Annotated in this window: 13 protein-coding genes; 10 read left to right on the top strand and 3 right to left on the bottom strand. The window is 42.2% G+C overall.

Annotated features, from left to right (window positions below; genetic code table 11):
* Positions 1-10 precede the first annotated feature (10 nt).
* Positions 11-2,299 carry an ATP-dependent Clp protease ATP-binding subunit ClpA gene (gene clpA / locus DKT75_RS20220; protein ID WP_109826394.1) on the top strand — a complete coding sequence of 763 codons (2,289 nt, stop codon included), beginning with the start codon at positions 11-13 and terminating at the stop codon, positions 2,297-2,299.
* A 113-nt stretch (positions 2,300-2,412) separates the two neighbouring features.
* Here the strand turns inward: clpA and infA are convergent, their stop codons facing one another.
* Positions 2,413-2,631 (bottom strand): translation initiation factor IF-1, encoded by a 219-nt coding sequence (gene infA, locus DKT75_RS20215; RefSeq protein ID WP_109826390.1) that lies wholly within the window; start codon positions 2,629-2,631, stop codon positions 2,413-2,415.
* 231 nt (positions 2,632-2,862) lie between these two features.
* Here infA and fabD point away from each other — a divergent pair, with 231 nt between their 5' ends.
* From fabD to DKT75_RS20175, 8 genes are all read left to right on the top strand, one after another.
* A complete protein-coding gene (fabD, locus tag DKT75_RS20210) occupies positions 2,863-3,801 on the top strand; it encodes an ACP S-malonyltransferase (protein WP_109826388.1) in 939 nt (312 codons plus the stop codon).
* Positions 3,802-3,819: 18 nt separating this feature from the next.
* Entirely contained in the window at positions 3,820-4,560 is a 741-nt protein-coding gene (fabG, locus tag DKT75_RS20205) for a 3-oxoacyl-ACP reductase FabG (RefSeq protein WP_109826575.1), read from the top strand.
* An 83-nt stretch (positions 4,561-4,643) separates the two neighbouring features.
* Positions 4,644-4,880, top strand: coding sequence for an acyl carrier protein (acpP, locus tag DKT75_RS20200; RefSeq protein WP_109826385.1), 237 nt, complete (start codon positions 4,644-4,646; stop codon positions 4,878-4,880).
* A gap of 117 nt (positions 4,881-4,997) precedes the next feature.
* Positions 4,998-6,242, top strand: a complete 1,245-nt coding sequence (gene fabF, locus DKT75_RS20195; RefSeq protein ID WP_109826383.1) for a beta-ketoacyl-ACP synthase II — start codon at positions 4,998-5,000, stop codon at positions 6,240-6,242.
* Positions 6,243-6,278: 36 nt separating this feature from the next.
* Entirely contained in the window at positions 6,279-7,310 is a 1,032-nt protein-coding gene (gene mltG / locus DKT75_RS20190; protein WP_109826380.1) for an endolytic transglycosylase MltG, read from the top strand.
* On the top strand, positions 7,307-7,945 hold the full coding sequence (gene tmk, locus DKT75_RS20185) for a dTMP kinase (protein ID WP_109826378.1): 639 nt from the start codon (positions 7,307-7,309) through the stop codon (positions 7,943-7,945). Before mltG ends, tmk begins: the two co-directional genes overlap by 4 nt.
* On the top strand, positions 7,942-8,904 hold the full coding sequence (locus DKT75_RS20180; RefSeq protein ID WP_109826376.1) for a DNA polymerase III subunit delta': 963 nt from the start codon (positions 7,942-7,944) through the stop codon (positions 8,902-8,904). The genes tmk and DKT75_RS20180 overlap by 4 nt, the downstream gene beginning before the upstream one ends.
* A 33-nt stretch (positions 8,905-8,937) precedes the next feature.
* Positions 8,938-9,285: a PilZ domain-containing protein gene (locus DKT75_RS20175; RefSeq protein WP_109826374.1), complete on the top strand. Its 348-nt coding sequence runs from the start codon at positions 8,938-8,940 to the stop codon at positions 9,283-9,285.
* 5 nt (positions 9,286-9,290) lie between these two features.
* Here the strand turns inward: DKT75_RS20175 and DKT75_RS20170 are convergent, their stop codons facing one another.
* A complete protein-coding gene (locus DKT75_RS20170) occupies positions 9,291-9,632 on the bottom strand; it encodes an MGMT family protein (RefSeq protein WP_109826370.1) in 342 nt (113 codons plus the stop codon).
* A 16-nt stretch (positions 9,633-9,648) separates the two neighbouring features.
* Positions 9,649-11,544: a hypothetical protein gene (locus tag DKT75_RS20165; RefSeq protein WP_211665505.1), complete on the bottom strand. Its 1,896-nt coding sequence runs from the start codon at positions 11,542-11,544 to the stop codon at positions 9,649-9,651.
* A 368-nt stretch (positions 11,545-11,912) separates the two neighbouring features.
* On the opposite strand from DKT75_RS20165, the gene DKT75_RS20160 reads away from it, so the two are divergent.
* Positions 11,913-13,496, top strand: coding sequence for a SulP family inorganic anion transporter (locus tag DKT75_RS20160; protein WP_109826367.1), 1,584 nt, complete (start codon positions 11,913-11,915; stop codon positions 13,494-13,496).
* Positions 13,497-13,579: the final 83 nt, after the last annotated feature.

Genomic DNA, 13,579 nt, shown 5'->3' with positions numbered 1-13,579 from the left:
AGACTAAGTTATGCTGAGTCCAGAAGTTGAATACTCGATAAATAGCCTATTTAGGGAAGCCAATGAGAAGCATCACGAATTTGTGACTGTGGAACATTTACTATTGGCGATGACAAAGAACCCTTCGGCAGCAGATACCTTGCGAGCGTGTGGTATTAATATTCCATTACTGCAGCAAGATCTAGAAAGTCACATTGAAGAAAGTACACCGATCTTAGTGGAAGATGATGGACGAGAAAGTCGTCCTACAATCGGCTTTCAGCGCGTTTTACAGCGTGCGGTATACCATGTTCAAGCGTCGGCTAAAGAAGAAGTAACAGGTGATAGTATTCTTGTAGCCATTTTTGGCGAAACAGAATCACATGCGGTTTATTATCTTGCTAAGCAAGAGATGACTCGTTTGGACCTTGTTAACTTTATTTCTCATGGTATCCACAAAGAAGAAGATATTTCTTTTGACAATCTTTCAGTGGAAGAGGATCAAAGTGATGCGGATACTAATAGAGATGAGCAAGAATTTTCAGAGGATGAAGCGAAAGCTAGTCCACTGGAGCGTTTTGCAAGCAATCTAAATCAGGTTGCGGCAGAGGGTAAGATTGATCCTCTAATCGGTCGTGATGAAGAAGTTGAACGAGCTATTCAAGTGCTTTGTCGTCGCCGTAAAAATAATCCTTTGTTGGTTGGTGAAGCGGGTGTGGGTAAGACTGCTATCGCTGAAGGTCTGGCAAAGCGTATTGTTGATAAAGAAGTTCCAGAAGTATTGGCTGATGCAACGATCTATTCATTAGATTTGGGTGCGTTGGTTGCTGGTACTAAATATCGTGGTGATTTTGAAAAGCGCTTAAAAGCAGTGCTCAATCAAATTCGCGATGAAGATCATGCGGTTCTGTTTATTGATGAAATACATATCATCATTGGCGCAGGTGCAACGTCTGGTGGAACGATGGATGCTTCAAACTTGATTAAGCCAGTGTTGGCGTCAGGTGAATTGAAGTGCATGGGTTCTACAACGTATCAGGAATATCATAGTATCTTTGAGAAGGATCGTGCACTTGCTCGACGCTTCCAAAAGATTGATGTGAATGAGCCGTCTGTTCCAGAGACAATTAAAATCCTTAAGGGTTTGAAGTCGCGCTTTGAAGAGTATCATGATGTTAAATATACCATGCCTGCACTTGAAACAGCGGTAGAGTTGTCTGCACGTTATATTACTGATCGTCGCTTGCCTGATAAGGCAATCGATATCATTGATGAAGCAGGTGCTCATCGCCAGTTACAGCCAAAAGCGTCACGTAAGAAAACAATCAACGTTAGTGATATTGAATCAATCGTAGCGAAAATAGCACGTATTCCACCTAAGGCTGTTTCTAGTTCTGATATGGATGTGCTTAAAAAGCTTGAAGAAAATCTTCAGCGCGTTGTGTTTGGGCAAGATGAATCAATCAAGCAGATTGTCACGGCTATTAAAATGGCGCGTTCAGGCTTGCGAGATGACCATAAGCCAATTGGTTCGTTCCTATTTGCAGGTCCGACGGGTGTTGGTAAGACTGAGGTAACGAAGCAGTTATCTGAGCATCTTGGTATCAAGCTATTGCGATTTGATATGTCTGAGTACATGGAGCGTCATACTGTTTCTCGTTTGATTGGTGCGCCTCCTGGTTATATTGGTTATGACGAAGGTGGCTTGTTAACCGATGCTGTTAACAAAAACCCACATGCGGTACTGCTTTTAGATGAAGTTGAGAAGGCTCATCCGGATGTGTTTAACTTGTTGCTACAGGTTATGGATAACGGGTCTTTGACTGATAGTAATGGCCGTAGTGTTGATTTCCGTAACGTTATATTGATTATGACTAGTAATGCGGGCGCACAAGATATCAGTCGTAGCTCAATGGGCTTCACGCAGCAAGATCATTCTTTGGATACTACTAAGGCGATTGAATCTACGTTTACACCGGAGTTTCGTAATCGTTTGGACGCTGTTGTTCAGTTCAATCCATTACCGGAGTCGGTCATCACGTCAATCGTTGATAAGTTCTTAATTCGACTGGAAGTGCAGTTGGATGAAAAGAAAGTTAGCTTGGTGGTAGATGATAAGGCTAAGCGATGGTTAGCGAACAAAGGCTATGATGTTAAAATGGGCGCGCGTCCTATGGAGCGTGTTATTCAAGAAAACATTAAACGACCTTTAGCTGATGAGATCTTATTCGGAAGCCTTGTTAAGGGTGGTCTAGTTCGAATTACAGAGAAGGGTGATAAGCTTGTTTTGAATTTTGAAACGGAAGCTGAGCCTGCTTAACACCTGAGTAAGTGCTCAGATACAGAAAAGCCCGCTACTTAGTAAATAAGTAGCGGGCTTTTTAGTGTTTGGTATTTGATAATCAGAAACTAAGCTGACTACATAGATGCAAACTATTTACTACGGTAAGTGATTCTACCTTTGGTTAAGTCGTATGGTGTCAACTGAACCGTTACCGAGTCACCCGTTAGTATACGGATGTAGTTCTTACGCATACGACCAGAAATGTGTGCATTCACAACATGTCCGTTTTCTAATTCAACTCTGAAAGTTGTGTTTGGTAGTGTCTCAATGACAGTACCTTCCATTTCGATATTTTCTTCTTTAGCCATGTGTTCCAGTATAATTGCTATAGAGTATAGAGCGGCGTATTATCCACCACCTGCTTGATTACACAAGTCATTTCTCTATATTGGGGTGTTTATTTGAGTATTGTTCTACAATAACCAGACATTACACAGGGGTAATTGATTGCGTAATGAAAAGTCTAGGTATAGGTGTTGGATATATTAGCTTCATCTATGTATGATTCGCCCACACATTTTAAGCGCAGGTACTAGTGCATGAATTTCGCAGCAGTTTTCCCGGGCCAAGGCTCACAGTCTCTAGGTATGGTTGATGATTTGTCGTCAAGTTTCCCTATCGTTAAACAAACATTTGAACAAGCGTCAGATGTGTTAGGTAAAGACCTTTGGGAGATTGTTACAGCCGGTCCTGAGGAGTTACTGAGTCAAACAGAGATCACGCAGCCATTGATGTTAGCGGCGGGTGTGTCTGTGTGGCGCGTGTGGCAGCAGCAGGGTGGTGCAATGCCAAGTGCTATGGCCGGTCATAGTCTAGGTGAGTACAGTGCTTTAGTCGCTAGCGACACATTAGGCTTTAAAGTTGCTGCTGCATTGGTTGGCACGCGCTCTAGTCTTATGCAGGGTGCAGTTCCAGAAGGTACTGGTGGGATGGCGGCTATTCTTGGTCTGACTGCGGATCAAGTGGTTGAAGGCTGTACTACGGCTTCAACGGCAGATTCTGTTGTCGAGGCTGTTAACTTTAACTCGCCAGAGCAAACGGTTATCGGTGGTCATGCCGAAGCGGTAGATCGCGCATTAGAAGTTATGACTGAAATGGGTGCTAAGCGTGTTATAAAGTTAGCAATGAGTGTGCCTTCTCACTGTAGCCTATTAAAGGGTATTAGCGTTAATATGGCTGAAGCTTTAACGGCAGCGACATTTAAACAGGGTATTGTTCCAGTTTATCATAACGTGAGTGCAGCAACGTCGGCCTCTTTAGATGGTGCTCGCGAGGCAATGGCTGAGCAACTTTTCAAGCCAGTACGTTGGGTGGAAACTATTCAAGCACTTGAAACTCAGGGCGCTGACACCATAATCGAGTTTGGACCGGGTAAAGTTCTCTTCGGTTTAAACAGAAGAATTAATAGAAAGCTGGGTAATTTGATGGTGAATGACCAAGCTTCATTAGAAAAAGCACTAGCAGCGACGCAGGAATAAAGAATGATTTTTGATAAAATGCTTGATGGTAAAGTTGTATTAGTTACTGGCGCTAGTCGCGGTATCGGTCGGTCGATTGCTGAGAAACTAGGTGCTGCTGGCGCACTAGTAATTGGTACTGCAACATCTGATAAGGGTGCTGCTGCAATTTCAGAGTACTTTGCGGCTGCAGGTATCAATGGTTCGGGTAAGTTATTAAATGTATCTGACCCTGAGTCTATTGCTGCTTTGTTAAAAAATATTAATGACGAGCATGGCGCAATTGAGATACTTGTTAATAATGCAGGTATCACGCGTGATAATTTGTTAATGCGAATGAAAGACGATGAGTGGGATGATATTATCAATACCAACTTGAGTTCAGTATTTCGTTTGAGCAAAGCATGTTTAAGAGGCATGATGAAGGCACGTAGTGGCCGTATTATTTCAATAGCATCAGTGGTTGGTGCGACGGGAAATGCAGGTCAATGCAACTATGCAGCAGCGAAAGCTGGTATCGTAGGTTTTTCTAAGTCATTAGCTCGAGAAATCGGTTCACGTGGTATTACCGTGAATGTCGTCGCTCCGGGCTTTATAGATACGGATATGACAAAAGCGCTATCTGAAGATCAGCGTAATGCCATGTCCTCAACGATTCCATTAGGCCAGCTTGGACAGCCAGAAGATATTGCGAATGCAGTACTGTTTTTGGCGTCTGATATGGGGAACTATGTAACGGGTGAAACCTTGCATATTAATGGCGGTATGCACATGGCGTGATGCCATATTGCTTTGTAGCTTGTGTACTCTATTTTGATTATAATAGTACGCATATTATGTTTTTTAAATAAGGAAGAAATATCATGAGTGATATTGAAAAGCGCGTTAAGAATGTTGTTGTTGAGCAGTTAGGTGTTGATGAAGCAGAAGTAGTTAATACTGCATCTTTCGTCGATGATTTAGGCGCGGATTCACTAGATACTGTTGAGCTTGTAATGGCACTAGAAGAAGAATTCGGCACTGAAATTGCTGACGAAGATGCTGAGAAAATCACTACTGTTCAACTAGCTATTGATTATATTAACTCGCAGCAAGGTTAATACCAGATTCAAATAAGCCGCAGTTTATTCACGTAAACTGCGGTTTTTGTGTAACTGGATTATGTAGATATATTTATTTTTTTGTAAATATTATGAAGCTTTATAGGGTATTTCATCATGTCTAAACGTCGTGTAGTGGTTACTGGGCTTGGTATTGTTTCACCTGTTGGTTCAAAAATAACAACAGCTTGGGGAAACATTACCGCTGGAAATAGCGGAATAAACTTAATCAGCCCTGATTTGTTTGACACTAGTGAATTCAGTGTAAAAATTGCTGGAAATATAAAAGACTTTAACGCTGATGAATACATTAAGCCTAAAGATCAACGTAAAATGGATCCTTTTATCCATTATGGTATCGGTGCAGGTACTGATGCGTTGACTGACTCAGGTATTATCGTAACTGAAGAGAATGCCGAAAGTATTGGTGTGATCGTAGGTTCTGGTATTGGTGGTATTACTACCATCGAAAAGAATTTAAATGCTTACCGTGACGGTGGGCCGCGCAAAATTTCTCCTTTCTTTGTTCCAAGTAGTATCGTGAACATGGTTGCGGGAAACTTATCAATCATGCATGGACTAAAAAACCACAACATGTCCCCAGTCTCTGCCTGTGCAACTGCTACACACAGTGTTGGCGATGCAGCGCGCATGATTAGTTATGGTGATGCCGATGTGATGTTAGCAGGTGGTGCTGAAATGGCGACTTCGCCACTAGGTATCGGTGGTTTTGCTGCTGCACGTGCACTCTCTACTCGAAATGATGACCCTACCGCAGCAAGTCGTCCGTGGGATAAAGACCGTGATGGTTTTGTACTTGGTGATGGTGCAGGTGTATTAGTACTCGAAGAATATGAAACAGCAAAGGCACGTGGTGCAGAAATTTACTGTGAGTTAGTTGGTTTTGGTATGAGTAGCGACGCTTTTCATATGACCTCTCCATCTAAAAATGGTGAAGGCGCTGCACGCTGTGTTAAAAATGCGCTGAAAGATGCAGGCTTGAATCCTGAAGACATTGATTATATTAACGCTCATGGAACATCGACGCCTGCGGGCGATGTCGCTGAAACGATGGCACTAAAATTAGCGTTAGGCGATTACGCAAATAAAGTCGCTGTTAGCTCTACTAAGTCTATGACGGGACATTTACTCGGTGCAGCGGGTGGTATTGAAGCTATATTCAGTATTCTTGCGCTTAGAGATCAAATACTCCCTCCAACCATTAATCTTGATAACCCTGGCGAAGGTTGTGATCTTGATTATGTTGCAAACACAGCACGTGATGCTGAAATCAATGTTGTCATGAGCAACTCTTTTGGTTTTGGCGGCACTAATGGGACGTTGATCTTTAAAAAGATCTAACGTTCCAACTATTGAATTGGCAAGCGAGACAGAAAGATGAAAGCAGTTTTTAAAACATTTTTTATACTACTTTTACTTTCAGCAATCGCTGTTGGTGGATATGGTTATATTGAATACGAGAAGTTCACAAAGCAAACGGTAAGTGAGTCTGCTCCTAAAAGCTTCCTTATTGCTAAAGGAAGCAGCATTAAGCGTGTCGCTTTAGAGCTTGAAAAACAAGATATTATTAAGCCAGCTTGGCAGTTCCAAGTGTTAGCTAAAATCACCAAGCAAGACACAAAAATTAAAGCAGGTGAGTTTCCATTAGAGGCGGGGATGACAGCACAGCAGGTGCTCGATCGTTTCACGTCTGGAAAAACGATTAGTTACAACAGTAGTATTATCGAAGGCTACACTTATAAAGATCTCGTCAAAAATATTAAAGCTGATCCTAATCTAGTGCAGACGCTAACTGATGAAGATTATGCTGACATTATGACTAAGATAGGCTCTAAGTTTAAAAAACCAGAAGGTTGGTTTTTCCCTGATACTTATAATTATCCTCGTGGTACGACTGATCTAGAATTTTTAAAGCGTAGTCACGCTGCAATGGTTAAATACCTCAATACAGAGTGGGAAGGGCGAGATCCTTCAGTACCTTTAAAGTCACCTTATGAAGCACTGATTTTGGCTTCAATTGTTGAAAAAGAAACTGGGGTTCCAGAAGAGCGCCCGTTTATTGCTCAAGTATTTCACAATCGATTACGTAAGGGCATGATGCTTCAGACTGATCCTACAGTCATTTACAGCATGGGCGATCGATTTAAGGGAAATATTCGTAAGTCCGACCTTAGGCGAAAACACCCGTTTAACACTTATACTCGAACTGGCTTGACTCCAACACCTATTGCAACGCCAAGTGCTGAAGCAATTGATGCGGTATTGCACCCTGAAGACACGAAAGCGTTGTACTTTGTTGCTCGCGGTGATGGCACGTCACAATTTAGTAATAGTTACAGAGATCACAAGCGAGCAGTTGTTAAGTATCAGCTTCGTGGTAATGCTAAAGCGTATCAGGGTGACAAATGAGTACTAAGAAAGGCTTGTTTCTCACCTTTGAAGGTATAGAAGGCGCAGGTAAAAGTAGTAACGTTCAATACGTTAAGCAACTACTAGAAGCTGCTGGTAAAGATGTTGTTGTTACCCGTGAGCCTGGTGGAACTGAGGTTGGTGAGCATATTCGTAACGTGCTTTTAGATCCCGATCTACCAGCGATGCACTCTGATACTGAGCTGCTGTTGATGTTTGCCTCTAGAGCTGAGCATTACCAGTATAAAATATTGCCGGCCTTACAAGGTGGTCAGTGGGTTTTGTGTGATCGATTTACTGATGCTAGCTATGCCTATCAAGGTGGTGGACGCTCTATTGATATGGAACGTATCAGGCGTTTAGAATCTTGGGTGCTTGGTGATTTTAAAATAGATAAAACGCTATTGTTTGATCTACCAGTGGCTGTTGGTTTATCTCGTGCTAAAGCTAGAAGTGCAGCAGACAGAATTGAACAAGAAGAAGCGAGTTTCTTTGAGAAAATTAGACAATGCTATCTTGATCGTGCAGATGCTGAAGCGACACGTTTTGAATTGATTGATGCTGAGCAGTCTATAGAAAATGTTCAGCAACAGTTAGACAAAGCCGTGGCTGTTTTACTTGAGAATGCAGGGTGATTTATCCTTGGCAGCAAAAAAGCTGGGATACGTTAAAAAGAGTCGTCGGGCAGGGCAATATGCCTCATGCTATTTTGTTAGCGGGGCCTGAACATACGGGTAAGCATGATTTTGCTCTAACCTTGGCGCAGTCATTACTGTGTGAGTCTCGTGATGAAACTGGTTTTGCCTGTGGTGTTTGTCAGAGTTGTCATATTTTTAAAGCGGGCTCGCACCCTGATTATACCTTTATCGGTCTAGGTGAAAAAAAGACCCAAATTGTCGTTGATCAAATTCGGACCCTAAATGATTTCGTTCACTTAAGTCGTAGCTATCAAGGAAGTCGTGTAGTGCTACTTTCTCCTGTTGAGCGTTTAAATATTAACGCTTCAAATAGTCTACTCAAGACGCTTGAAGAGCCACCAGAACGTACCGTATTACTGCTTGTAAGCTCAAACCCATCTGAACTATTGCCTACCATTAAAAGCCGTTGCCAGTTACTACACTTACCACAGCCGACTCTAGAGCAAGCCTCTGAGTGGTTAAGTACTCAAGAGTTAACGCACTCTGTTGATGATTTGTTAGCAGCGAGTCTTGGTAAGCCTTTGCTTGCTAGAACCTTAGATCAGGATGAGCGCTTGGCTGTTCGTAAGCAGTTTGCGGGTGACATCTTAAAATTACTTAGAGGGAGTTTATCCCTTGTAAGTGCCGCTAAAAATTGGGAAAAATCACCTAAGCAAGATTTAATTGATTGGCAGCTACAGTGGGTGGAGTTGATGATTAAAGGGCTCTATCAGTCGGATGATATTAAAAAAGACGTGATTACGCCGCACTTACAAAAACACATGAAAGCAACGCCTCAAGCGCTTTGGCAGTTGCGAGATGGGTTGCTTGAATTAAAACAACATGTCCATACATCGTTAAATACTCTTCTGTATACTGAAAACATGTTAGTTTTATGGCACAGACAGGCTCTATAATTTAAAGCGAATAACAATAAAAAGATAAACATTATGGAACAACAGGATCCAACAGTACGCAACGTCGTCTCTGTTACACTTAAAGATAAAGCCGCACTTCACGCTAACTACATGCCTTTCATTCGAGGCGGTGGTTTGTATGCCGTAGCTGACAAGCCTTACAAGTTAGGTGATCAAGTCATTCTTTCTCTTAAAATTGACTCGGTAGGTAAACGCTTCGCGATTCCGGGTGATGTGGTTTGGATGTCACCTAAAGACTCAAGTGGCAAGCATGGTATTGGTGTTCGGTTCGGTGGTCGCACTAAAGATAATGTTCGTGTTTTCTTGGAAAGTATTCTTGGTGATTTAGCAAAAAAACCATCGGTATATCACGCTTACTAAGTTCTTTATTCAAAACCCCAGATAAGTTTGTCGAGATCTTCCTCAACGTCTTTGTTAGTAGGTATGACTTTACCGTTTAGTAACTGACAGCCTTCACTCTCAAGTAGCTTTTTTTGTTTATTGTAAGTGTTGCTGTCCTGCGGAAACGCCAAAGTAGCGTCTGATTTAATGACTCTGTGCCAAGGCAAGTCATAACTGCAGCGAAACATGGCTTTACTCACCATGCGTGAATGCCTAGGAAAGCCCGCTTTTCTTGCAATATCGCCGTAAGACATCACGCAGCCACTAGGTATATTAGCGACTACATGATGTATTTTAGGGTCAAATTTTGATCGAAACTCATTCATTTAAATCTAACTAATCTTATTCCCATGCGTTAGGAGCAGAAGGGTCATTTAATAATTGGTTGATCGCATTTGCTTCGGCGCTACTCGGGTTGTTCCATGTAGCACGCTGTACTACTGGTCTTTTCAAGTCAGTGGATGTAGCTGATGCTTTCAATAGGTGCTTAGATTTATTTATTGTTGGTACGCCTGGTTTAAAGCGGCGATTCATTACATAAGTTCCTGGGTTATGCTTAGGTTTGCTCTTTCGTGCTACATGGCCCGAGTTTGAGCATGCATACCACCAGCACTTATTGGTTTTCTGGAAGTACATTAGTGCACGGTATTTGGGTGCTTCAGAAGCATCTTGAGCAATATGTTCTTTGATCCCCCAGCTACCAATCCAGCTGAAGTGGCGAGGCGCAGAGAACGCGATAAATAGCTTTCCGCCTGCTTTCTTCCAGCCTTCCAAAAACTCAAAATAAAGCTTAGCCATTCGTTCATCTTTATTTGCTTGGATTAGGTATTTATTAGAAGAGTCATCGACACTATGTGTTTTGTAAGCAACTAGGTGTTGTCCGCCTTCATAGGCTATCAAATCAACCCCATACTTTGCAGCAATACGGTTTTGTTGTGTTACCATTTTTAAGGTATTTGTAACCGAGTAGCGATTTTTCTTAGAACGCATCAGCGCAAATACTTCATCTAGACTATCAATGCGTTTCTGTGCTTTTTGACTAGCGTGAAAATAAGGTGCAATGGCCAAAGCGTCAACATGTTTAAAGGCTTCTTCATAACCTAAAATCATATGAGACATAGGTAGGTTGGTCGTCATGCCACCCATTACGCGGACAAGTCTGTTATTGCCTTCAAATGCGGTTTCCCATAGTTTGAATATCTCAACGCTACGTTTAGAGTAATACTTTAAACCACGATATATAACGTGTTCGTCTAGCCCTAGACGCTCACCCATATTTTGCATGTGATGTGTTTGCGAGAAAACACCGTTCCAAGTTTCATTGCTGTATTCAATATAGGCTTTGAGGTCAGGGTTTAGGTTTGCACTCACATACTCTGCATATTTCTGTATAAAATCGTTGTTAGCGCGGTGAGGTAAGCTAAACCATGGGTCAGCACCCGTTAGGTTGGCTAGCTTGACCATAACTTCAAGGGGTGCTCCGCGTACGCCTTCTTTACCCCCCCAAGTTGCTTGTTCTGTTTTTGGACGATTTTCCCACATACCTAATGGGTTACGTGTAATGCCTGACATGTTCATCAGGCGAATTACGCGGAAGTCTTTCATGAAGTTTAAGTACTCTGGATTAAATACCAGTTCTTCATGGTGTTGCGCGAATGACTGATAAGGATTACTGGGCCCACAGTCTTTCTTTTTGCTTACCTTGCGAAATGGATTGCCTTTGCAAATCCCACCCGGCATCAATATGCGAATATTACGCAAGTGATTATTGGGGTTGGTTTCGATAATTGTTAGCGATGCACTGATTTTTTTATTTTTGCCTGGTCTAATTTCTATCAGGTCTCGCCCAGGAAGTCTTCTTACTAATTTCGCATCAACACCGTAGCGTATCTTACCCTGACCTTCATAAAAAACGTTATAAACCGCACTTGGGATGCTGTCAGCAGGGTAGCCGCCAATAAAACGAGTTCCAGCAAAGCCTCCATTGAGGTTTTTCGGCCAGCCATTGTCATCATACTGAATGCTGCCCTTGGTGAGCCAAGGTCTAGCTTCTTCAAAGGGGAGTGCTAATTTAAATAGGTTTATAAACGGAACACTGGAGTCCATATCCATGGTCTCATTGGTGTTGATACCTAGTGGAGAGGTACGGTTACCAGTGAAAGCATTAGCTCCAAAAGAGGCAAGCGTTATTGTAAAAAATATCAGCGCACTGATACTTTTTTGATAATTATTTTTCATGAGGGTACTTCAAGTTGTAAGGCTAAACTTCGGGAACTAGCTTCGCTTTCCTATATTGTATTGTCAGATTAAATCGGGGGATTCGTTACCATAAATACATAATTTACATACTATATATTCACCTTTGGAGTGAGAGTCAATATATTTGGAGTTAATATAGCTTACATTGATAAAATTTATGCGGTAGTTGTAATAGATAGGCTCACCGTTTATATAATCTAGCGGTGCAGTAGGTAAAGTTCAAAATAGGTTGGCTTATGTATGGCATCGTTTATGGGTAAACTATTTAATATTAAAGGATTTATTCATAGCCGAGGCGGGCCTGATGTGTAAAAATCCCCACCTTTAAATTCTTAGTCAGCTATCTAATGTCTTTTCTGAAACAACTCTCTCCTCTAAGCCCAAAAGACGATGTTCTTTCCGGTCTTACAGTGGCACTTGCTTTAGTGCCTGAAGCCGTCGCTTTCGCTCTTGTAGCTCAAGTTGATCCCTTATTAGGTTTGTATGCCGCATTTATCATTGGTCTTGTGACCTCGGTATTTGGTGGGCGCCCAGGAATGATTTCTGGTGCAACGGGTGCGATCGCTGTTGTACTAGTCAGTTTAGTTGCTCAGCATGGTGTTGAATATCTATTTGCTGCTGTTGTATTGATGGGTATCTTGCAAATTATCTTTGGTGCTTTCCAGTTAGGTAAGTTTATCCGACTCGTACCTTACTCTGTGTTCTTAGGGTTTGTTAACGGTCTGGCTTTGGTAATATTCCTCGCTCAGATGAAGCAATTCCAAATCAAAGATGCTGATGGTGTATATCAGTGGATTCAAGGCACACCGCTTATTATTATGTTAGTGTTGGTTGTTGCGACCATGGCAATCATTCAGTACTTGCCGAAGCTGACTAAAGCTGTCCCTTCAACGCTGGTTGCGATTGTTGCGTTAAGTGTTGCCGTTTACCTGTTTAACCTAGATACACGAACGGTGGGTGATATTTCATCCGTTGCTGGAGACTTGCCAAAGTTCCACATTCCTTCAGTGCCATTTACATTAGAAACACTTTGGATCGTTCTTCCATATGCCATCATTATGGCGCTAGTTGGTTTGATCGAGAGTTTGCTAACACTTAACTTAGTCGATGCGTTAACTGAAACTCGTGGTCAAGCAAACCGTGAAAGTATGGCTCAAGGTTTAGCTAACTTCGTCACAGGCCTTTTCGGTGGAATGGGTGGTTGTGCGATGGTTGGTCAAAGTATTATCAACATCAACTCAGGTGGTTCAGGGCGTTTGTCTGGTATCACTGCTGCACTCGCGCTATTGGCAATCATCCTGTTGGGCGCACCATTAATTGAACAAATCCCAGTTGCTGTATTGATTGGCGTTATGTTTATGGTTGTTATCGGAACATTCAAATGGTCAAGCTTGCGTTTATTTGGTCGCGTTCCTCATCTTGATCTAATCATTACGGGTATTGTAATGATCGTGACAGTATTTGCTGATCTTGCGGTAGCCGTTATTTTGGGTGTTATTTTGTCAGCGTTGGTATTTGCTTGGGAGCACGCGAAGAAAATCCGTGTTCAGAAGTTTACAAACGATGGTGGTAATACTGTTTATGAGCTGATTGGTCCGATCTTCTTCGCATCTATTCATAACTTCCAAGAGTTATTTCAGCCGAATGAAGATGCGCAAGACGTTATCATCGATTTCAAACGTTCACGGGTGGCAGATCACTCAGCATTAGAGGCTATTGATCAGCTGGCTGAGCGCTTCGAGAAAGCCGGTAAGCGCCTTCACTTGGTACACCTTAGTCCAGAATGCCGTCTACTATTAAATAAGGCGGGTGATTTGGTAGAAGTGAATGTTGTAGAAGACCCAGTCTATGCAGTTGCTGCCGGACTTACGTCAAAAGAAATAGACGCATATGCAATGCGTAGTAAAAAATCAGGTGCTGCTAGCCACTAACGCTTCATCTGTGTGAAAAATGAAAAGGCCATGTGAATTTTCGCTCCATGGCCTTTTTTTATTGTGTGTGAAATGGGCTATCT

The organism is Leucothrix arctica (genome assembly GCF_003172895.1).
Lineage (GTDB): Bacteria > Pseudomonadota > Gammaproteobacteria > Thiotrichales > Thiotrichaceae > Leucothrix > Leucothrix arctica.
Note: the sequence above shows the minus strand (reverse complement) of the source record. Positions and strands in the feature narration are given on the sequence as shown.